Here is a 21,036-nt window from a genome sequence, read left to right on the forward strand (position 1 = left end):
TATTCGTTGGCAGGACCTGCCACGGGTGCTAGCATCACCCCGTTCAACGCTGTTCGGGGAGGAGCACGGTGGTGCGGTTTCGAATTGGCGAGATTACGGTTACGCGTATCGAGGAAGTGCTGGAGAAAGGTTTCCGTCCGGAGAACCTGTTCCCGGGTTTCGATTCCGCAATCTTCGATCAGCATCCCATCCTGCGTGACTTCTTTGACGAAGAAAGCGGTCAGGTTTGGTCAAGCATCCATTCCTGGCTGGTGCAGGTCGATGGCCTGAACATCCTCGTTGATACGTGCTCGGGCAACGGCAAGGTGCGCGCGCTGCCGCGCTTCCAGCGCTTCCACATGCTCGACTTCCCCTTCATCGACACTCTGGCGGCAGCTGGCATTACGCCGGAAGAGGTCGACATCGTCTTCTGCACGCATTTGCACATCGATCATGTCGGGTGGAACACCCGGCTTGAGAACGGTCGCTGGGTACCAGCGTTTCCAAATGCTCGTTATATCTTCGGTCGCGCCGAGTTCGACCATTGGACGAACGGCGACGGGCCACGGCTCTTCCCTGATAACGTGGCGGTGATTGAGGACAGCGTGCTGCCGGTGGTTGAGGCAGGCTTGGTGGAATTCGTAGAGGACGGCGACGAGATTGTGCCCGGGTTGCGCGTCGAGCTGGCGCCTGGCCATACCGCCACGCAGCTCATCCTAAAGCACGAGGCGCCGGGTGGTGGCTTCGTGATCTCGGCCGACGTCATCCACCAGCCGATCCAGGTGTACGCGCCGCATCTCAACTCCTGCTTCTGCGAGATACAGGATGCCGCGCGCACCACGCGGCGCAAGCTTCTCGATCATTGTGCAGGCACCGGCGCGATTCTTTTGCCTATGCATTTCGGCCCACCGCATGCCGGCAAAATCCATCGTGCCGGCATGGGCTTTGCCTTCGAACCCGCAGAGGCCGCCGTTCCGGCCTGACGCTCAGACCTGCCAAGCGGCGCAGACTCCCGCGCCAAGCTAAATTCGAGGAAACAATGGGCTACACGATTACCGAAAAGATCCTCGCCCGCGTCTCGGGACGCGTTGCCGTAAAAGCCGGCGACGAAGTCATGGCCAAGCCCGACTACGTCATCGCCTACGATTTCCCCGGCTATACTGATGTGTATTTCCGTCAAATGAAGGAGGATTTCGGCATCGAGCGGGTGGCTGAGCCCGACCGCTATGCGATCTTCATCGACCATATGGTGCCGGCGACCTCGCCAAAGGAAGAGGAACTGCATATCGGCACCCGCACATGGTGTGCCGAAAACAACGTCGCCCTTTATGAGCGCAAGGGCATCGGCCACCAGGTCGCTTCCGAGGTCGGCTATGCCGTGCCCGGCGCTTTTGTCGTGCACTTCGATGGCCATATCAGCCAGCTTGGGACTTTCGGCACACTTGCCATGGGCATCCGCCGCAACCTGCTCGAGGCGTTCGTACGCGAGCGCATCTCGATCAAGGTACCCCAGACAGTGCGGGTGAACTTAACCGGTACGTTGCGGAAGGGAGTGATGGCCCGCGACGTGTTCCACCATCTCGTGCGCGTTATGGGTCCGGCCTCATGTCGTTTCCAGGTGCTGGAGATAGGCGGGCCGGCTTTGTCGCAGATTTCTACCGAGGGCCTCCAGACCATCACCGGGCTGGCGATGTTTACCGGCGCGGTAACGGCGATCGTCAACCCGGACAAGGAGAGGCTTGATTATGCGCTTGCCCGCGCGAAAAAGCAGCTTGAGCCGGTTTATAGCGACCCAGAGGCCAGCTATTCGGCGGTTTACGAGATCGACCTCGACAATTTAGAGCCGCTGGTGGTGATCCCGCCCACGCCGGCCAACTCGCGCAATCTCTCGGAGTTCCTGGGCTTGGAGATCCACGCCGGCTATCTGGGTTCCTGCGCCTCTGGCCGCCTCGACGACCTGCGCATCGCTGCGAAAATCCTCGAAGGTCGTCAGGTGAAGTCAGGCTTCCAGCTTAACGTGGTGCCGACCAGTCAAGAGATCATGGCGGCAGCTGGCCGTGAGGGGCTGATCTCGACGTTGGCTGAGGCCGGCGCTTTCATCTCTTCGCCGAGCTGCGACTACTGCTTCGGCCGCATCGCTACAATGACCGAGAAGCAGCGCGCCGTTTCCACCGGTACCCTCAACGTACGCGGCCGAATGGGTAGCCCGGACTCGGAAATCTATCTCTGCAACGCGGCAACGGTCGCCGCCTCGGCGATCGAAGGCGCGCTGGCCGACCCGCGCAAGTATCTGTGAGCCCTGTGCGATGACCCTTCAGAACCTGCGCGGCCGCGTTGCCTTCATCTTCGATGAAATCAATTTCGACGTCGACCAGATCGTCGGTGTCAAGAACATCAAGATTACCGACATCGAGGAACTGTCGGCCGCCGCGATGACCTCGTACGATCCAGATTTTCATGCCTCGGTGAAGCCCGGCGACGTGCTCGTCGGCAACCACAATTTTGGTTACGGCCACCCGCACTACCCGCCTATGCGCGCCATGCGCCACCTCGGCATCAAGGGTGTGATCGCGGAGTCCTTCTCTCCTGGCTATTGGCGCGGCGAGATCTCCATGGGCTTCCCCCAGGCAAGCTGCCCCGGCATCTTGGAACTGGTGAACCGCTGGGACGAGGTGGAAGTCGACTGGGACAAAAACGAGGTGCGCAACCTCACGACCGGCAAGTCTCTGCCGATTGAGCCGCTGTCATTTGCCGACCGCGAGATGCTCGATGCTGGCGGCCTCACGGAATATCTCAAACGCCCCGTCCCCGCCTCCTGACCTTCCTTTGAAAGGATTTCAACATGCGAGAGCATATCCAGAGCGACTACAAGCAGCGCGTGCTGGCCCAGAAGACCGTCTGGGCTGCCGGTGCCTACGATGCGCTTTCGGCCCTCTATATACAAAATGCCGGCTTCGATGCAGTCATGACCAGCGGCTTCGGCGTGTCGGCCTCCTATCTGGGCATGCCCGATGCCGAACTCTACACCATGACCGAGAACCTCACGGTCGTGCGCAACGTCTCGGCCGTGCTGAAGGTGCCGCTGATCGCGGACATCGACACGGCCTATGGCAACGCCATCAACGCCATGCGAACGGTGCGTGAGTTCGAGGCTGCGGGCTGTGCCGCTGTGATCATGGAGGATCAGGTTTCGCCAAAACGCTGCCCGATCTGCGTCGGCGGCGTCGAAATCGTTTCGGTCGACGAGGCAGTCGGCAAGATTGCAGCGGCCGTAGAAGCGCGCAGCAATCCTAACATGCTGATCATCGCGCGCACCGATGCCGCGACCGAGGAAGAGGCGATCCATCGCGCAAAGGCCTACGTCGCTGCCGGCGCCGATGTGATCCAGCCAATCAGCAAGTGCTTCAAGTCGATCGAGGGACTGCGCGCGCTGCGCGAAGCCTGCGGCGTGCCACTGTCGCTGCAGGTTCTGGGATGGCTGGAAAAGAACCTGTCACCTGAAGAGATTGAGAGCGTTGCCGGCATGGCAACCTTTGCGTTGGTGCCGCTGATGAGCGCGGCCCAGGCGCTCGAAGAAAACCTTGCCGTTCTTGCCCGCGACAAGACCTCACGTAATCTGCCGCGCCCGGTCGCCGCGCATGATCCGTTTGTTGAGTTCATCGGCTTCAAGGAAATCGAGGAAAAGCAGCTCAAATATCTGCCCGAGCAGAACACGACCACCTGGAAGGCCGCGTAAGCGATCTGAACCTTTGCAAAAGGAAAACCCGGCGCCGGCGGGGTCGGGCTTCCTCGTGCGCCACTTTCTCGGAGCGCCCCATGCCTGACCGTGCGACGCCGCATTACCTGACACTGGCCAACGGACAGATCAGGCTTTGGCAGCGTGGGGCAGGACCCGACCTTGTCGTGCTCGGCGGCTTGACTCGCGCCGCGGAAGTTCTGGCGAACGAACTTGCTCTCGCCAATCCCGGTTGCCGCGTGACGGCGCTTGAACTGCCTGGCATCGGCGGCTCGCGCATAGAGCCGAGCGGCGATGCTGAAATGGCTGCCGACCATGTCGTGAAGGCACTTGCAAGCTTTGCGGAGCTCGCACTGATAGCTCATGAGATGGCAGCGGGCCTTCTGCCGGCGATTCTGCGCAAGCTCGGACGCGAAGTGCCGGTTATCACCGTGGGCTTGGAACGGTCCCTTGCCTGGAGGGGGAGCGTTTCAGCCGAACTAGACATCACGCCACGGCAAGACGGTACACACCTCACCCTGCTTTGGCACCATCTGCGCGATCGCGAACTGCTGGAGCCGGAAAATACAGGTCAACCTGCGAAAGTGGGCGAGCCGATTTCTCCGGCGGAAGATCTGAGTGCGACCTTTGTTGCGGCAGCCACCATGCCGTCGGGCTATGCGCGGTTGTGGTCGCTCTGCCATCGGACGATCGGCGAGGCCGCGAAGCTCGAAGGCTGCCGACATGTGGCACTGCTTTCGGACGTGGCGGGCGCGCTCGCCGGCTTGCGCATATCGGTTTCGGGCAACGCACTGCCGCCCGCTCGGGCGCTGCCGAACAACGCCATCTGGCACGACTCGATCATGACGAGCCGCGGGCTCATGCATCTGCGCCGTGCTGGCGAGGGCGGAAGGCCGCTGCTCGTTATTCCGACCGGCGGCGGCTCCTCGGCGCAATTCGCGCCCGTGGTGAGCGGGCTTGCGCGCGGGCGGCAGGTCTTTGCCGTCGACTACTTTGGCAACGGCTTGTCTGAAAAGCTCGATCGTGACGTGACCATCGACATGCTGGCCGAGGACATGGCGGCGCTGATCGAAGCACTAGGCTTCCAAGAGGTCGATGTCTGGGGCTCTCATACAGGCTCGCTGGTCGCGCTGGAACTTGCTGTCACGCGTCCCGACCTCGTGCGCCGCGCCGTGCTGGAAGGCCCGGTCTTCATTGATCCGGATTTTCAGGCTGATCTTCTCGACAACTACTTCCCACAGATTCGTCCAGACAAATGGGGCCTGCACCTCCAACTTGCGTGGCACTGGCGGCGCGACATGTTCATGTACTGGCCGTGGTATCGCGTCGACCGCGCTGCTGCGCGCGACCTCGGCGTGCCGAGCGCGGAGGACCTGCACCTTTATACCATTGGCATCTTGGAGAGCGGACTCACGTATGACCAAGCCTATCGATCCGCCTTCAAATACGACACCGTCAGACGCCTACCCTTGCTCAAGCGGCAGGCGCTGATCTGCGCGGGACCAAACGACATGCTTGTCAACGGCGTGGAGGAGTCGGCGAAACTGAACGTGCCGAGTGTGGAAACAACGTTAACCCCTACGACCGTTTGGTGGCCCGCGCCGGAGGCTGCGGCCGCTCAAGCCACGCTCGACCTTTACGACGCGTTTCTCAGCCGACCCTGATCGCATGCGCGATCAGGACATGTAGGCCTCAAGAACTTCCGGGTTTTCCTTTAGGACCGACGCCGTTCCTTCAATCACGATCTGACCGCGCTTCATGACGTAACCATAGTCGCACACAGAAAGCGCAATCGCCGCGTTCTGCTCAACCAGCAGAATCGACTGACCTTCCTTGTGGAGTTCGACGATCGACTGGAAAACAAGATCGACGATGGCCGGCGCCAAGCCCATCGAGGGCTCATCCAGCACCAGCATCTGCGGTTTGGTCATGAGTGCCCGGCCGATCGCAAGCATCTGCTGTTCGCCGCCGCTCATCAGGCCGGCGAGTTGGCGCCGTCGATCGGCAAGGCGAGGGAAAAGCGTGTAGACCTTGTCGAGCAGCGACGGCTCAGAGCGGCCCGAGAAGTGGCTGAGCTTGAGATTTTCTTCAACGGTCAGAGGCGCAACGACCATCCTGCCTTCCGGAACAAAGGCGAGGCCGGACTTAACCACGCGGTGCAAGGAAAGTCGGGAAATCTCCTGGTCGTTGAGCTTCACGGAACCGCCGATCGGGCGATGCAAGCCAGCGATGCTCCTCAGCGTCGTCGACTTGCCAGCTCCATTGGCGCCTAGCAGAACGCAAAGGGAGCCGGCGCTGACCTGCAGATCAACGCCGCGCACGGCGTTGATTGCGCCGTAGCTAGCGGAGAGACTTGATACGTTCAGCATCGTTCTTCCGTCCGAAATAGGCTTCCTGCACGTCTGGATTGGCAATGCAGCTTCTTGGGTCCCCTTCAGCAAGCAACTGGCCGAAGTTCATCACTGTGCAGCTATCGCAGAACTCGGTCACGAGACCCATGTTGTGCTCCACCATCAGGATCGTGATTCCGGCGTCGCGCAGTTCGTGCACGAGGAGGCCAACTGCGGTGGCCTCGGCATGGTTCATGCCCGCGGTTGGCTCGTCGAGCAGCAGGAGCCGAGGATTAGAACCAAGCGCCCGGGCAATCTCGATACGGCGCTGCTCGCCATATGACAAAGTCTCTGCAAGCTCGTCAGCTGTATGATCCATTGCCACCCGCTTCAGAAGGTGCATGGCGTGTTCACGCACGCGCTTCCAGTCGTTGCGGGCCGACGGTAGGCCTAGGAAGGAACTGAATAGACCCGCCTTGCGCTCAAGAAAACAGCCGGTCATCACCTGTTCCAACACGGACATGCCGCTGAAAAGGCGAACGTTCTGGTAGGTGCGGGTTATTCCGAGCCCGGCGATCTGCTGCGGCTTCATCTTCTCCAGGTGGCGACCGGCAAAGTGGATCTGACCCTCATCGGGGTGGAGCAAGCCTGTGATCAGATTTATCAGCGTGGTCTTGCCTGCGCCATTGGGGCCGATCAGGCCGTGCACGCTGCCTTGGCGCACATGCGCAGTCAGCCCACCAACGGCCGCCACGCCGCCAAAGCGCTTAACCACGCTGTTTACTTCTAGCAGAAGGGGTTGGGAAGCGACCTCAAGCATGGGTCTTCTCCGCTTCATGCTCGATGTCACGACGGCGCTTGGCCGCGCGGCGCAACCCGATGGCTCGTGGGTCGATCAGCCCGCGAGGCAGGAAAACCATAATGAGGATCAGCACGACGCCTTTGGCGACATCCTCGACGGCGGGCACCACGGCCTGCATGGCGGCTGGTAACGCTGTGAAGATCAGTGCGCCCACGATCGGCCCAAACCAGTGGAAGGAGCCGCCGAGCACCGTCGATGCGATCATGGTGAAGGCGATGCCGATGAAGTAAGTGTCGGGGGAGATGAACTGCAGCGTAAAAGCCAGGGCTGCGCCACCCAATCCGCCTACGGCGCCGCTGATTAGAAAAGCCGTGAACTGGATACGGTAAGGGCTGATACCCATGGTTGAGGCGACGGCAGCATCTTCACGAACGGCCCGCGAAGCCAAGCCGTACCAGCTGTTGTGAAGGCGGTAGAAAACCAGGGTGGTGACGGTGAGCAGCACAAACAGTTCGAATTGGGAGATCGTGACCGGAACAACGAGGCCGTTGACGCCACCGGTCAAGCCCGGCGTGTTGAGGGCGGTTACACGGGTGATAAGCACCAGGGCGAGGCTCGCGAGCGCCATCCAGTGGGATTCAAGACGCAAGAACAGCGAGGCGACAACAGCCGCCCCCAACCCGCCGCCGATCCCGGCGATGAGAAAGGCAAGGTAAACATGCAGCCCGAATTGACCAACCATCTGGGCGGCCAGGAAGCCACCAATTGCAGCGAAAGTGACGGTGGTGAAGCTCAGTACTCCGGTTGACAGAACCGCATAGGTTGAGAGCGCAAAAAAGGCGTTAGCCATCGCAAAGGTGACAGTGCTGCCATAGGCGGCCCAGAAGTCGAAAAGGGCTTCCATGTTCAAGCTCTCGAAAAGTTGGCGCTGCCGAACAGCCCGCGTGGGCGGATGATCAGGAATGCGAGCAGCAGAGTGTAGGTCACGCCGTCCCGGAATGCAGTGGAGATGTACTGCGCCACGAACACCTCAATGATGCCGAGCATGATGCCCGCGACCGCTGTTCCCCGCACATCGTTGAAACCGCCAACAACTACGGCCGCAAAGCCCTTCAGCATCAGCCCTTCACCAAGCGTGTAGGAGACGTTTGAAGTCGCGATGCCACCGAGCACACCCGCGAGACCTGACGTCGCGCCCGCCATGAAGGCGGTCAGAAGGATGATGACGCGTGAGTTGACGCCGGAAATGGCTGCCGCGACATCGTTCCACCCCACCGCGCGCATGGCTGCTCCAATCCTCGCGCGCTGGATCAGGAGATGTATCGCAATCGTGCAGATTATCAGCGACAGGATGATGATGATCTGCATCTGCGGGACGCGCAGGGGCCCAATCTGGACCATGGCATTCGGGTAGCTGCTTGCGGGGAAGGCGAGGCTCTGGTGACCGGTCGCACTTCCCGCCAAGCTGTCGAGGATAATCCAGAAGCCGATGCTGGTGATCAAGGCGCCCAGCATGCCCATGCGCCTTGACCGCAACGGCTGGAAGCCGATCTGGTCGACGAGGATGGCGAGAATGCCACCCCCGAAGACACCGCAAAGAACAGCGACAGGAAAAGGAACCCCATACCACTGGAACACATAATAGCCGACAATGGCTGCCCAGCTGGCATAGGCTCCGTGTGCAGCGTTCAGGATGCCGAGCGTCGAAAACACCAGGCCAAAGCCAATGCCAAAAAGGGCATAAAGCGAACCAAGAGCCCAGCCGTTGATCAGCTGCTCGACAAAAAGCTGCATGCTTAGTTGCCTTCCCAAGTCGTAATCTTGCCGTCCTTGGTCCAGGCGGCAATCAGCGCCTTGTCGACATCGGCCTGACCTTCCTTCATCGGCAGACCGCCATATACGTTTGGCGTGATTTCGGCGATCGAAGCCATGGCATTGGCGAGAGCTTCACGGGTCGGCTCGCCGTCAAGTGACTTCAGGCCTTGGGCAATGTAGCGCATCGCAGTATAGCCTTGAGCGGCGTAGGTGTCTGGCGACCCGTTGAACTTCGCTTCGTAGGCTTCTGCGAACGCTTTTGCTTCCGGGGACGTGGAGATCTCTGCTGCGAAGCTGGTCGGGAAGGGAATACCAGCCAAGGGCTCGCCGATGCGCTCAAATACTGGAGCAGGCGAGATAACGTCGGATGCACTGATGTGCCCCTCGTAACCACGTGCACGAAGTGCGGCGATGATGCCGGCCGCTGGTGTCTGCGTAGTCCAAACCATGATCAAGTCTGGGTTTGTGGCGATCGCCTGTGTAGCCGGCGCGGTAAAGTCGGTGTCTGCCGAAAGGATGCTGACAACTCCGCCGGTCTTGATGCCAGCTTCTTCCATGACCTCCTGTGCGGCCTTGAAGCGGCCCTGAAAGCCGTCATTGTCGGCATTCACGAAGTAGGTGACCGTCTTCGGCGCCAGCTTTTCCGCCAGCATCTTGGTCATCTTCACTTCTTGCGGCCCAGGCAGAACGACGATGGAGGTGACGTAAGGCAGTTCCGGCAAGCCCGGGCGGGTGGCGCCGTAAAGCACAAGTGGCATTTTCTGGGCGATGGCTACGGGCTTTACCGCGCCGGCGACCGGCGAAAGGATGCAGCAACTGACCGCCAGCACATCACGGTCGGCGATGAACTGTGTGAGCGCCTGAACCGAACGCGCGGCATCCGAGCCGCTTTCCTTTTCAACCAGCTCGAGCTCGACACCCTTACCCGCAGACTCTTCGGCGTTGATCTGTTCGATTGCGAGCTGTGCGCCATGGAGATACGAATTGCCGGCCGCGGCAAGAGGGCCGGTCGCTTCCGAGATAAAGCCGATCTTGTATTCGCCGGCGTCTGGCTCGGCGAAGGCCGCATTGGGCGCCATCGCCCCGCTGAGCGCCAGGATCGAGGCGGCAAACCTCAAGCTGAATTTGCGAATTCTCATGGAAACTCCTCCCGTTTTACCCGGCGCGGCCTGCGAGCCACCCGGCATGCGACCCGGACCCGTTCCGCGAACGGTGCCCGTATCATTCTCGATCGAACAAGCGCCGTCTTTCACGGGCGGAAATTCCGCGCGCGGCACTCTTCCGACATTGTTCTGGAATGAAGCCGCCACAGCGGCGAATAGGGACCGTGGCTGCAGCCAATTCTGGCTACTTTGGCTTCGTTCCTCCCTTAATCCTCACGACGAAGTAAAGTCGAATCCCACAGGGCTGTCAATGAACAATACGCGTGTCACTGCATGACATGATGCTGGGCCGGGCGGTCAGTGGCCGGCGCGTAGACGGCGCTCCAGTTCGCCGGCCGCCCTTTGCATCCGCTCAAGGTGAACGGGCTTGCCACGGTTAACCAGTTGCGGGGTCAGGCCGGCAATGGACAGCGCGCAGACGATCTCGCCGGCCGTGTCGCGCACTGGAACGGCAATCGCGGAGAGGCCCAAAGCCACGTCATCCACGGCCAGTTCCCAACCGCGCTTGCGTATCCTCATCAGTTCCGCGCGCAGCTTTTCCGGCTCGACGATGCTCTTAGACGTCAGCGCCGCCATCGGGCGCTTAAGCACCTCATCAATCTCGTTGTCAGGGCGAAAGGCTAGCAGCAGCTTTGGCGCGCCGCCGCAGTTGAACTGAAGGACGCCGCCCACCGCCCACCAGTGAACCTCGATGCCACGCATGTCGTGGATGCGTTCCAAGCAGACCGCGTCGTTGTTGTCGTAAACCGACAGGAAGGCGGTGATGTGCAGTTCGGCCGCCAGCTCGTTCAGGATCGGCAGGGCCAACGCGCGCAGGTCAAAATCGCCGGTCACGTCGGCTGCCAGTTCGCGGATCGCAAAGCCGAGGCGATATTGCTGAGTCTGCGCATCCTGCATAATAAAGCCGTTGTCCATCAGCGTCAGCAGCAGGCGACGCGTGGTGCCCTTGTCGAGGCCAGTCGCGACAGTCACCTCCGCCAACGTTTGGCCGCTCTTGCCGGCAAAGGATTTCAACACGCGCAACGCGCGCGACACCGCCCTGACATTGTGCGTGGCCGCGCCTTTGTCTTCCACCTGACTAATCTTGCTCACCGGCTCTCCGCGTTTCAATGTTCGACCTCCTGCCGCCTGAGCCATGCCCAATCTCCACTCCCGGTTACAAGCCCAGAGATACTATGTCATACTGTGACATGTAAATCGCGGTTTGACACAGTTCACTAACAGTGCTTCGTTGGAAAAGTTTTCGAGAAATTCGTTGGAAACGTTGTCGAGAAAGAAGCGACCGGAATTTTCGGGCGTGATCTGAACGCTCACAGGGGGGCAGGATGTCAATGACGTCACACGTCCGTGCGGACGATTTTATGGCGGTGGAGAAGCTTCGTCAGACACTGGGCGAAGAGCGTGTGCTGGCCGACCAGCCAACGCGGGACTTCTATGCCAACGACATCTTCTGGCAGCCGGGCATTCCCCCTCTGGCGATCGTCATGCCACAATCGGCCGAGGACGTGGTGGCCGCCGTGAAGCTTGCAACGGAGGAGGGGCTTTCCGTAGTCCCGCGTGGCGGCGGCATGTCCTATACCAAAGGATACTTGCCCGATCGCGCCGATTCCGTCGTGATTGATACACGCAAGATCGACGACATCATCGAGCTCAGCGCCGACGATCTTTATGTGACCGTCGGCGCCGGCTGCACTTGGGACAAGCTGAACGCCGCACTCGAACCGAGCGGACTGCGAACCGGCTACTGGGGGCCGCTTTCCGGCGTCAACGCCACGATCGGAGGCGCGTTGTCGCAAAACAGCGCCTTTTTTGGCTCGGCGCTGAACGGCACAGTGGCCGAAACGGTGCTGGGCGTGACAGTTGTTTTGGCCGATGGTCGCAAGGTCACCACGGGTTCGGGCGGGCGCACGGGTGCCAAGCCATTCTCGCGCTATGGCGGGCCGGATTTCACCGGCATCTTCCTCGGCGACAATGGCGCCTTCGGCATCAAGGTTTCGGCGACGCTGCGGCTCTGGCCGCGCCCAAAGGAGGTCGGCTACCTGTCCTTCGGCTTCAAGTCGATGCTAGACATGGCGCTCACCCAAACCGAGATGGCGCGCACGCGATACGTAGCGGAAGGCTTCGGCATCGACCGCAACAAGGCTGGCCATTCTGCGAGCGTCAACCGCATCTCCGACGGGCTGAAGACGTTGGCGAACGTGGCGGGCGCCGGCAAGACCATGTTCCAGGGCCTGAAGGATGCCGCAGCTGTTGTGGCTGGCGGCACGTCCTTTCTGAAGGCGCACAATTTCACGTTGCACATCGTCACCGAGGCGGATTCGCCCGAGGCGCTGGCCGTCAAGATGAAGCGGCTGCGCGAGATCGGCGGCAAGGCAGGCACAGAGATCGAGAACACGGTGCCCAAGGTTATGCGCTCCAAGCCGTTCTCGCCGGTGCGCGGCATGCTCGGCCTCAACGGCGAGCGCTGGGTGCCGATCCATGCCGTCTTCCCACTAAGCGCGGCAAAACAGGTGATAGAGGTCAACGACGGCTTCTTCGAAGAGCGCAAAGCCTTCATGGAAGAGCATGGTATTCTTTATTCCGTGATGAGCATGACTGTGGGCAACGAGTTCTTCCTGGAGCCCGCCTTCTACTGGGAGGACGAGATCACCCCGCTGCATGCGAAAAGCATAGGTGAGGAAACGGTGCGCCCCTGGATGAACCGCCCCGCCAACCCGCGATCGCGCAACGCCGTCGCCAAGCTGCGCCGCCGCACGCAGGAGCTCTACGCCAGCCTTGGCGGCGTCAGCTGGCAGGTCGCACGCGACTACCCGTACGCGGAGCTGCTCGAGCCCGAAACGCTGTCCTTCGCGGAAAGCATCAAGAAGGCTCTCGACCCTTCCGGCCTGATGAACCCGGCTTCGCTGGGGCTAACTGGCCGGCAGCCCGACTAGACGGCGAGCCTAACCAACAACTTGCCTCACAATCGACCCGCCGGATCCGCCGGCAGGCCGGAGGAGCGGGCTGCGGTCGGCGCTGTTCGTTTGATCGCGCGACGCAACCAAGGTCTGAGGCCAGGCACTCACCTTCGATGGCGGCTGGACGACAACGCCCTACCCAAAGTAGGCCATAAGCTGCTAACCGCTCGCGTCTGCGAAATAGGCTGGGGCAATATTGCTGAACTAATGTTTTCGCCACGGCGGCTTTTGGGCGTTGGACATTCGACGGACGATGTCCGCTTCGGGGTCGAAAGAAGAACGCCTGCTTCCGCCCTCTAATCGCTCAACAGCAGACGGTCCGCTGACGGCCCCGTTTCAGCTGCAGGAAATCGTTTCCCACGGGCGACGGTAAGCGGGCACCAATGACTGAGATTGGATGGCGAACGGACCATCTGCTCAGGCGGAACGAATCTCACGTTCAAATCATTGGCAACAGTGAACAGCCTCGCGGCCTTCGCCGCGTATGGTCCGCCGGCGGCGCGGGTTGCGACCTCCCGGGATGGTCGCGCGGCAGCCCGCGCGTAGAGCGCAAATGTGGTGGTGTTCACAAGAGTCTCTCGCGCGGCTTCGGCAAGCATTGCCGGCCAAACCCGGCGAGACGCAGTGCAGACGGGCCCAGTTCGGCTAGCGGCGCTGTCGTCCGCTCCGGCAAGTCATCGTTCAAGCCGCCTGAGGCCCTGAGAGAGTCTCGAAAGGAGAAGACATGCTGACGCGACCGTTGAATGAACATGGAGGCTTGCGCACCATCCTCGCGGTACTTGAAAAGGGTGACGAGGCGATGGACTGCCTCCGGCGCCTTGCGGAGGTGGAAAACATCTCGGCCGCGCAGCTGACGGCGCTGGGAGCCTTCCGAACTGCCGAGCTCAGTTTCTTCGAGTGGGACACCAAGGAATACCTTTCGATCCCTGTCAACGAGCAGGTGGAGGTCGCGACCATGGTCGGCGACATCGCGCTCGACGGTGAGGGCAAGCCGGCCGTCCACGTTCACGCTGTGCTGGGCAAGAGGGATGGAAGGGCAATCGCGGGCCATCTCGCCCGTGGCGAGGTCCGGCCAACCCTGGAGGTGGTCATCACCGAGACCGAGGCGCACCTCCATCGCGTGAAGGATGACGAAACGGGACTTCCGTTGATCAAACCGCACCGAGCCGGCCCATGACAATCGGAAGCCTCCACTGGACGATTGTCAAAGGCAACATACCAGGTGACAGCCTCCGCAGCGCCCCGGCCTCCGTCTCGGGCGAAACGGATTTCACTCCTGGGGCAGAGGCGGGCGCAGCGATTGTCGTCCCGTGCACGCGGCTCATTCTACGACACCCTGACGTGGCGGTTCTCTCGTCCGCCGCGTTTAGTTGAAGCTGAGGTCACTCCGGATTTCATGCCCGCCGCCATTGACGATTACGCCCTGATTGGGGACTGCGAAACTGCCGCGCTCGTCGGTCGCGACGGTTCGATCGACTGGCTGTGCTGGCCTCGCTTCGACTCGGGAGCCTGCTTCGCGGCGCTACTGGGGACGGAAGACCACGGCCGCTGGCGCATGGCGCCTCGCGACCAGGTGCGCTCAACCAGCAGACGATATCGCGGCGACACGCTGATCCTCGAGACCAGCTTCGAGACCGAGGAAGGCGAGGTCTTGATCATTGACTTCATGCCGGTTCGCGCCGCCAGCCACATTTCCGATCTTGTGCGGATTGTCGTCGGCAGGCGCGGCCAGGTGCGCATGCGGATGGATCTCACCGTCCGCTTCGACTACGGCCGCATCATCCCATGGGTAACTCAGGCGGCGAACGGGGAAGCGTTGCGCGCCATCGCCGGCCCGCATTCGATCATGCTGACCACCCCTATCGAAACGCGTGGCGAAGGCCTTTCCACGGTTGCCGAGTTCCGCGTCAGCGAGGGCGAGCGGATCCCCTTTGTTCTCACATACGGGGCGTCACACTTCGCTCCTCCCGAGGCGGGGAACGCGGAGGATGCTCTTGCGGAAACGGAAGCCTTCTGGAGCGACTGGTCAGGTCGTTGCCAGTACAAGGGGGAATGGCGCGAGCCGGTCATGCGGTCATTGATCACCGTTAAGGCGCTCAGCTATCGGCCCACCGGCGGGATCGTTGCCGCGCCAACGACCTCACTGCCGGAACGGCTCGGCGGCGAGCGCAACTGGGACTACCGGTTCTGCTGGCTGCGAGACGCGACCTTCACGCTCCTGTCGCTGATTGACGCGGGTTATCGTCAGGAAGCCGAAGCCTGGTGTGACTGGCTCCTGCGGGCCGTCGCGGGCGCCGCTTCGCAAACGCAGCCGCTCTACGGCGTCGCCGGCGAACACCGCAACGACGAGGTCGAAATCGGCTGGCTGCCCGGCTACCGCGACTCCCGACCGGTGCGCATAGGCAACGCCGCCTATTCCCAACTGCAGATCGACGTCTTCGGCAGCATCCTCGACACCCTGCATGCGGCGCGGGAGTCCGGTTTGACATTGCACGAGGCATCGTCGAGCCTTCAGACTGAGCTCCTGAAACATCTTGAGGACCTTTGGCGCGAGCCGGACGACGGTATTTGGGAAATCCGCAGCGACAGGCGGCACTTCGTACATGCCAAGCTCATGTCCTGGGTCGCCTTTGACCGAGCTGTGAAATCCTCGGAGAAGTTCGGTCTTGGCGGACCTGTCGATAGATGGCGCAAGCTGAGGGACGAGGTGCGCGCGGAAATACTTGAGCACGGGTTTGACGCGGAAAGAGGCGCGTTCGTTCAGGCCTACGGCTCGAGAGCGCTCGATTCTGCCCTGCTGCTGATGCCCACCTATGGGTTTCTTCCACACAACGATCCCCGTATGGTTTCAACAGTCGAGGCCATCGAGAAGAACTTGATGCGCGACGGCCTTCTGCTTCGCTACGACACAAACGAGACGGTCGATGGCGTGCCGGGAGAGGAAGGAGCCTTCCTCGCCTGCAGCTTCTGGCTCGCCGACAACATGATCCTGCAGGGGAGACATGCGGATGCACGCCGCCTGTTCGAACGCCTCCTATCGTTGCGCAACGATGTCGGCTTGTTGTCGGAACAATATGATCTGAAAGCAGGGGCGCTGATCGGGAATTTCCCGCAGGCTTTCTCGCATTTCGCCCTGATTGAAACCGCGTTCAACTTCGCCGGACCAAGAGGCGCGGTGGGGGAATCCGCAGAGAGCGAGTGACGTGCTCACCCGCCTCTGGGCCCTGCGGATTGCCCAGACGCGAAGGGTGGTTGGAGGAACATAATTCAAAGGTCGATGCTGGAGAGCTGCGGATCGCTTGCCGGCATTCCTTACGCAGTGGCTACGAGAGGATCAGCGATGCCATTCAAACTCACTGCCGCAAAATCGCGGAACCAAGGCACCGACGAAGTGCGCGTCCACTCCTCGGGCGCGCGGATCGCAGCCGCGTTTCATCGAGAGCCCCGCGCAGTGTCAAAGCTCGCGGCGGAACTGAAACAGGCGATCAAGGGCGAGGTCCGCTTTTCGACCGGCGATCGTGCGCTCTACGCCACGGACGCCTCGAACTATCGTCAGGTCCCGGCAGGCGTGGTTCTGCCGCAGACGGCCGAAGACGTCAGTCGCTGCCTGAGCATCTGCCGACGACACGATGCGCAGGTCACGTCGCGTGGGGGCGGCACGAGCCTCGCCGGTCAGACCATCAACACAGGCGTCATCATCGATTTCTCCAAGTACATGAACCGCATTTTGGAGCTCGACCTGACGGAGCGCACGGCTCGGGTCGAGCCGGGGTGTATTCTGGACCATTTGAGAGACGCGGCTGGCGAACATGGCCTCACCTTTGGTCCCGATCCGGCAACCCATAACCACAACACGCTGGGCGGCATGATCGGCAACAATTCATGCGGTGTGCACTCTGTCAGCAGCGGCCGCACTGCTGACAACGTGATTAGGCTCACAGCGCTGACCTATCGCGGCCTTCAACTGAATGTCGGTCCGACAAGCCAGCAAGAGTTCGAGTCTATTCTGGCGGCTGGCGGCCCTCGAGCTGACATCTACCGGGCGCTTGATAATCTGCGGCAGAAATATGGTGATCTGATCCGCGACCGCTTCCCGAATATTCCGCGTCGGGTCTCGGGCTATGCAGACCTCGACAAGCTGCTGCCGGAGAATGGTTTCGACGTAGCCAAGGCGCTGGTCGGCACCGAGGGCACCTGCGTCACGGTTTTGGAAGCGAAGCTCAGGCTGGTGCCAAGCCCCGCCACGCGGGTTCTCGTCATCCTCGGCTTCCGTGACATCGCCGAGGCAGCGGACGCGGTACCGGAGGTGCTGCGGTTCGAGCCGCTCGCCATCGAGGGGTTCGACGCCTTCCTCGTCGACGCGATGAAACGCAAGGACCTGCATGTCGACAAGCTCGATATCCTGCCCGACGCCAGTGACTGGCTTTTCGTGGAACTGGGCGCGGATTCTTTGGAGGAAGCTGAAGAACGGGCGCGGAAGCTCACGGGCCATTTCGAGAAGATGCCGTCTGTCACGGCCAACATGGTGGCCGATCCCGACCGGCAGGCTCAGGCTTGGCTGATCCGCGAGGCAGGGTTGCCAGCCAGCGCCTATGTTCCGGATAGACCTGAAGCCTGGGAAGCCTGGGAGGATTCGGCGGTGCCACCCGATCGGCTCGGCGACTACATCCGTGAACTGAGGGCGCTCTACGAACGATTCGGCTATGTGTCCCCGATGTACGGCCATTTCGGCGATGGCCTCGTCCGTTGCCGGGTAAGCTTCGATCCCAAGAGCGAAGGTGGCATCCGAGACTGGCGGCGGTTCATGGAGGAGGCTGCCGATCTTGTGGTTCGGTTTGGCGGCTCGCTATCTGGCGAGCATGGCGACGGCCAGGCGCGGGCCGAACTCCTGGAACGGATGTACGGCGCCGAACTCGTTCAGGCCTTCAACGAATTCAAGGCTATCTGGGATCCGGATGGTCGGATGAACCCTGGCAAAATCGTGCATCCCTATCCGCTCACCTCAAACCTCCGGCTTGGTCCCAGCTACAAGCCGCCACCACTCGAGACGACCTTCGCTTTTGGTGACGAGGGCGGGTTCGCGGGCGCGGCGGAACGTTGCGTCGGCGTAGGCAAGTGTAGGCGCGTCGACAGCGAGGAGCAGGTGATGTGCCCCAGCTACATCGCCACGCGCGAGGAGAAGCACAGCACCCGCGGGCGGGCGCGCCTGCTGTTCGAGATGCTTCACGGTGGCCCGATCGACAAGGGCTGGCGCAGCGACCAGGTGGAGGACGCGCTTAGCCTGTGCTTGGCCTGCAAAGGCTGCAAGAGCGATTGCCCGGTCAACGTTGACATGGCGACCTACAAAGGGGAGTTCCGGTCGCACTATTATTCCGGCCGACTTCGTCCGCGCTCCGCCTACTTCATGGGCTTGATCCACCGGTGGTCGCGCGCGGCGACGCTTGCGCCGGGCCTCGTCAACTTCATCTTTCGCGCGCCGGGCCTGTCGACGGCGGCCAAGTTCATCGGCGACATCGCTCCCCAGCGTGATATGCCGAAGTTTGCGCGCGAAAGCTTCGTCTCGCGTTTCAGAAAAAGGCCGCCGCACGCGGGTGGCCGCCGCGTAATCCTGTGGCCCGACACGTTCAACAATTATCTGCGGCCGGACACAGCGATGGCAGCCGTCAAATGTCTGGAGAGCGCCGGTTTTACCGTTGTCGTCCCCGAACAACCGCTCTGCTGCGGCAGACCGCTCTACGACTGGGGCATGCTGTCGACCGCGAAGGGCCTGTGGCGGCGGACCTTCGACGCACTGGCGGAGGAGATCGAGGCGGGTACACCCTTGGTGGGCCTAGAACCCGCTTGTGTGGCCGCGTTCAAGGACGAACTCGTGAACCTGTTTCCTGATGACCCGCCGGCTCGTCGACTGGCCTCACAAACGCACTACTTTTCGGACTTTATGGCAGAATGCCTCCCCAAGGGGCTCGCTTCTCCACGCAACGTCTCGGCCCTCGTCCACATCCACTGCAATCACCACGCAGTCATCGGCAAGGAGGGGGAACGCAGGCTGTTCGATCTGTTGAACATCGACCACCGCGTGATGCCGTCGGGATGTTGCGGGATGGCAGGCGCGTTCGGCTTTGAGCGGGACAAGTATCAGATCTCCATGGATCTCGCGGAACGCGTGCTGCTGCCCGCCGTGCGCGAGGCGCCTGAGGACCAACTCATCATCGCGAGCGGCTTCAGCTGCCGGGAGCAGATCGAGCAGGGCACGAACCGCAAGACACTGCACGCGGCCGAGGCAGTGGCAATGCAACTTGGCCTGTAGACCTTGAGGTCCCGGTCGCGACCGGGAACCTTGGTGTGCCGGGTCCGTTGACGGCATGACCTTCGGCACCGCAACGCGGAATAACTGTCGATCCTAAACAGCAACTGGAGGTTCAAAATGGCCAGCACCGTCGCGGACTTTATGCTCTCACGCCTGCAGGAATGGGGTGTGAAACGGATCTACGGATTTCCGGGAGACGGCATCAATGGACTCATGACAGCGCTGGACAACGCCGGCGACGCAATCGAATTCATCCAGACCCGCCACGAGGAATCGGCTGCCTTTATGGCTGGTGGCCACGCCAAATACAGCGGCGAACTCGGGGTGTGCATGGCAACCTCCGGCCCTGGAGCAATCCACCTCCTCAACGGCCTCTACGACGCCAAGCTGGACCACCAGCCGGTGCTCGCTATCGTCGGCCACCAAGCCCGCGCGGCGCTGGGCGGCGATTATCAGCAGGAAGTTGATCTGAAGACGCTTTTCAAGGATGTCGCCAGCGAATACGTGCATGTCTGCATGGATCCAGCGCAGATGCGGCATCTCGTTGATCGCGCCGCCCGTATCGCGCTCAGCATGAGGACCGTGACCTGCATCATCGTCCCCAACGACGTTCAGGAACTCGACGCTGTGGAAAAGCCGCCGCGCGAGCACGGCACGATCCATTCAGGCGTGGGCTACCGGCGGCCGCGGGTCGTGCCAGAGGAAAACGATCTGAGGCGCGCCGCCGAGATACTCAACAATGGCAAGAAGGTTGCCATGTTGGTTGGCGCGGGCGCACTGCAAGCCACGGATGAGGTCATTGAAGTTGCCGAGGTTCTCGGCGCCGGTGTGGCCAAGGCGCTGCTCGGGCGCGCCGCTGTGCCTGACGACCTGCCCTTCGTCACGGGTCAGATGGGCCTGCTGGGTACCGAGCCATCTGATACCATGATGCAGGAATGCGATACGCTGCTGATGGTCGGTTCCAGCTTTCCTTATTCGGAGTTCCTGCCGAAGGAAGGGCAGGCGCGCGGCATTCAGATCGACATCGATCCGAAGATGCTGTCGATCCGTTACCCGATGGAACTGGGGCTGGTTGGCGACGCGGCGCTGACGTTGCGGTCGCTCCTGCCATACCTGAAGCCGAAGGAAGACAGGAGTTGGCGCGCGTCGATTGAGTCGAACGTCGACAAGTGGTGGAAGAGCGTCGAGAAGAAAAGCCTGATGGAGGCTGACCCGATAAACCCTGAACTCCTTTTCTGGGAGCTGTCGAGCCGCCTACCGGAAAACTGCATCATCAGCGCGGATTCGGGATCATCGGCGAACTGGTTCGCCCGGGCGCTCCGGCTCCGCCGCGGCATGAAGGCCTCGCTTTCGGGCAACCTCGCCACGATGTGTCCCGGCGTGCCCTATGCCACCGCCGCGAAATTCGTGCATCCGGACCGCGTCTCCATTGCATTCGTAGGTGACGGCGCCATGCAGATGCTAGGCATCAACGGGCTTATCACGATCGGGAAGTACTGGCGCAAGTGGAGCGATCCGCGCCTCGTCATCGCGGTGCTCAATAACCAGGATCTCAACCAGGTGACGTGGGAGCAGCGGGCGATGGCGGGGTCGCGCAAGACCGAACGCACGCAGAACGTCCCGGAGTTCCCCTATGCCGCCTTCGCCGAAATGGTCGGGCTGCGCGGCATCAGGGTGGAGACGCCCGACCAGATCGGACCGGCGTGGGACCAGGCGCTTGCCGCTGACCGACCAGTCGTCATCGACGCCGTTACCGACGCGAACGTGCCGACCTTGCCACCCCACATCACCGCCTCGCAGGCGAAAAGCTATGTGAAGGCGCTCGCGAAAGGCGATCCGAACGCGGGAGCAATTGTCTGGCAGACCTTCAAGCGGTCCTTCCTGGGGTAGCGGGATGGTAGCGGAAACAGCGGTTACTTCCGTTTCCGCCTCAGCCTATGCGGTGCC

General features: G+C 61.6%; 16 protein-coding genes. 10 read left to right on the top strand and 6 right to left on the bottom strand.

Annotated elements, in window-relative coordinates; translation table 11 throughout:
* The first annotated feature begins 71 nt into the window (after window positions 1-71).
* The 5 genes from J5Y06_RS06640 to J5Y06_RS06660 all read left to right on the top strand — a co-directional run bounded on the left by J5Y06_RS06640 (window position 72) and on the right by J5Y06_RS06660 (window position 5,379).
* Window positions 72-962 carry an MBL fold metallo-hydrolase gene (locus J5Y06_RS06640; protein ID WP_209334227.1) on the top strand — a complete coding sequence of 297 codons (891 nt, stop codon included), beginning with the start codon at window positions 72-74 and terminating at the stop codon, window positions 960-962.
* A gap of 56 nt (window positions 963-1,018) precedes the next feature.
* On the top strand, window positions 1,019-2,275 hold the full coding sequence (locus J5Y06_RS06645) for a 3-isopropylmalate dehydratase large subunit (RefSeq protein WP_209334228.1): 1,257 nt from the start codon (window positions 1,019-1,021) through the stop codon (window positions 2,273-2,275).
* Window positions 2,276-2,285: 10 nt separating this feature from the next.
* On the top strand, window positions 2,286-2,798 hold the full coding sequence (locus J5Y06_RS06650) for a 3-isopropylmalate dehydratase small subunit (RefSeq protein WP_209334229.1): 513 nt from the start codon (window positions 2,286-2,288) through the stop codon (window positions 2,796-2,798).
* 23 nt (window positions 2,799-2,821) lie between these two features.
* The gene (locus tag J5Y06_RS06655) at window positions 2,822-3,715 is read left to right on the top strand and encodes an isocitrate lyase/PEP mutase family protein (RefSeq protein ID WP_209334230.1); all 894 of its coding nucleotides are present in this window, start codon (window positions 2,822-2,824) and stop codon (window positions 3,713-3,715) included.
* Window positions 3,716-3,795: 80 nt separating this feature from the next.
* Entirely contained in the window at window positions 3,796-5,379 is a 1,584-nt protein-coding gene (locus J5Y06_RS06660; RefSeq protein ID WP_209334231.1) for an alpha/beta fold hydrolase, read from the top strand.
* A gap of 12 nt (window positions 5,380-5,391) precedes the next feature.
* On the opposite strand, the gene J5Y06_RS06665 is transcribed toward J5Y06_RS06660, so the two are convergent.
* The 6 genes from J5Y06_RS06665 to J5Y06_RS06690 all read right to left on the bottom strand — a co-directional run bounded on the left by J5Y06_RS06665 (window position 5,392) and on the right by J5Y06_RS06690 (window position 10,962).
* The gene (locus J5Y06_RS06665) at window positions 5,392-6,084 is read right to left on the bottom strand and encodes an ABC transporter ATP-binding protein (protein ID WP_209334232.1); all 693 of its coding nucleotides are present in this window, start codon (window positions 6,082-6,084) and stop codon (window positions 5,392-5,394) included.
* Window positions 6,056-6,865 carry an ABC transporter ATP-binding protein gene (locus J5Y06_RS06670; protein WP_209334233.1) on the bottom strand — a complete coding sequence of 270 codons (810 nt, stop codon included), beginning with the start codon at window positions 6,863-6,865 and terminating at the stop codon, window positions 6,056-6,058. The genes J5Y06_RS06665 and J5Y06_RS06670 overlap by 29 nt, the downstream gene beginning before the upstream one ends.
* Complete coding sequence (locus J5Y06_RS06675; protein WP_209334234.1) at window positions 6,858-7,751, bottom strand: branched-chain amino acid ABC transporter permease; 894 nt, start codon at window positions 7,749-7,751, stop codon at window positions 6,858-6,860. Before J5Y06_RS06675 ends, J5Y06_RS06670 begins: the two co-directional genes overlap by 8 nt.
* A gap of 2 nt (window positions 7,752-7,753) precedes the next feature.
* Window positions 7,754-8,641, bottom strand: a complete 888-nt coding sequence (locus J5Y06_RS06680; RefSeq protein ID WP_209334235.1) for a branched-chain amino acid ABC transporter permease — start codon at window positions 8,639-8,641, stop codon at window positions 7,754-7,756.
* A gap of 2 nt (window positions 8,642-8,643) precedes the next feature.
* The gene (locus J5Y06_RS06685) at window positions 8,644-9,801 is read right to left on the bottom strand and encodes an ABC transporter substrate-binding protein (protein ID WP_209334236.1); all 1,158 of its coding nucleotides are present in this window, start codon (window positions 9,799-9,801) and stop codon (window positions 8,644-8,646) included.
* A 321-nt stretch (window positions 9,802-10,122) separates the two neighbouring features.
* Window positions 10,123-10,962 (bottom strand): IclR family transcriptional regulator, encoded by an 840-nt coding sequence (locus J5Y06_RS06690; protein ID WP_209334237.1) that lies wholly within the window; start codon window positions 10,960-10,962, stop codon window positions 10,123-10,125.
* Window positions 10,963-11,156: 194 nt separating this feature from the next.
* Here J5Y06_RS06690 and J5Y06_RS06695 point away from each other — a divergent pair, with 194 nt between their 5' ends.
* From J5Y06_RS06695 to J5Y06_RS06715, 5 genes are all read left to right on the top strand, one after another.
* Window positions 11,157-12,758, top strand: coding sequence for an FAD-binding oxidoreductase (locus J5Y06_RS06695; protein WP_209334238.1), 1,602 nt, complete (start codon window positions 11,157-11,159; stop codon window positions 12,756-12,758).
* 781 nt (window positions 12,759-13,539) lie between these two features.
* The gene (locus J5Y06_RS06700; RefSeq protein ID WP_385930559.1) at window positions 13,540-13,959 is read left to right on the top strand and encodes a PPC domain-containing DNA-binding protein; all 420 of its coding nucleotides are present in this window, start codon (window positions 13,540-13,542) and stop codon (window positions 13,957-13,959) included.
* Between the two features lie 219 nt (window positions 13,960-14,178).
* A complete protein-coding gene (locus J5Y06_RS06705; protein WP_209334240.1) occupies window positions 14,179-15,984 on the top strand; it encodes a glycoside hydrolase family 15 protein in 1,806 nt (601 codons plus the stop codon).
* 366 nt (window positions 15,985-16,350) lie between these two features.
* The gene (locus J5Y06_RS06710; protein WP_209334241.1) at window positions 16,351-19,089 is read left to right on the top strand and encodes an FAD-linked oxidase C-terminal domain-containing protein; all 2,739 of its coding nucleotides are present in this window, start codon (window positions 16,351-16,353) and stop codon (window positions 19,087-19,089) included.
* Window positions 19,090-19,206: 117 nt separating this feature from the next.
* The gene (locus J5Y06_RS06715) at window positions 19,207-20,979 is read left to right on the top strand and encodes a thiamine pyrophosphate-requiring protein (RefSeq protein WP_209334242.1); all 1,773 of its coding nucleotides are present in this window, start codon (window positions 19,207-19,209) and stop codon (window positions 20,977-20,979) included.
* Window positions 20,980-21,036 lie beyond the last annotated feature (57 nt).

The sequence above is a fragment of the Tianweitania sediminis genome, from assembly GCF_017813335.1.
GTDB lineage: Bacteria > Pseudomonadota > Alphaproteobacteria > Rhizobiales > Rhizobiaceae > Tianweitania > Tianweitania sediminis.

Bases quoted from the DNA above. Each gene is read 5' to 3' on its own strand.
- J5Y06_RS06705 (WP_209334240.1), top strand. From the start codon at position 14,179: ATGCCCGCCGCCATTGACGATTACGCCCTGATTGGGGACTGCGAAACT.
- J5Y06_RS06665 (WP_209334232.1), bottom strand. From the start codon at position 6,084: ATGCTGAACGTATCAAGTCTCTCCGCTAGCTACGGCGCAATCAACGCC.
- J5Y06_RS06670 (WP_209334233.1), bottom strand. From the start codon at position 6,865: ATGCTTGAGGTCGCTTCCCAACCCCTTCTGCTAGAAGTAAACAGCGTG.
- J5Y06_RS06650 (WP_209334229.1), top strand. From the start codon at position 2,286: ATGACCCTTCAGAACCTGCGCGGCCGCGTTGCCTTCATCTTCGATGAA.
- J5Y06_RS06695 (WP_209334238.1), top strand. From the start codon at position 11,157: ATGACGTCACACGTCCGTGCGGACGATTTTATGGCGGTGGAGAAGCTT.
- J5Y06_RS06690 (WP_209334237.1), bottom strand. From the start codon at position 10,962: ATGGCTCAGGCGGCAGGAGGTCGAACATTGAAACGCGGAGAGCCGGTG.
- J5Y06_RS06680 (WP_209334235.1), bottom strand. From the start codon at position 8,641: ATGCAGCTTTTTGTCGAGCAGCTGATCAACGGCTGGGCTCTTGGTTCG.
- J5Y06_RS06660 (WP_209334231.1), top strand. From the start codon at position 3,796: ATGCCTGACCGTGCGACGCCGCATTACCTGACACTGGCCAACGGACAG.
- J5Y06_RS06645 (WP_209334228.1), top strand. From the start codon at position 1,019: ATGGGCTACACGATTACCGAAAAGATCCTCGCCCGCGTCTCGGGACGC.
- J5Y06_RS06675 (WP_209334234.1), bottom strand. From the start codon at position 7,751: ATGGAAGCCCTTTTCGACTTCTGGGCCGCCTATGGCAGCACTGTCACC.
- J5Y06_RS06715 (WP_209334242.1), top strand. From the start codon at position 19,207: ATGGCCAGCACCGTCGCGGACTTTATGCTCTCACGCCTGCAGGAATGG.
- J5Y06_RS06655 (WP_209334230.1), top strand. From the start codon at position 2,822: ATGCGAGAGCATATCCAGAGCGACTACAAGCAGCGCGTGCTGGCCCAG.
- J5Y06_RS06685 (WP_209334236.1), bottom strand. From the start codon at position 9,801: ATGAGAATTCGCAAATTCAGCTTGAGGTTTGCCGCCTCGATCCTGGCG.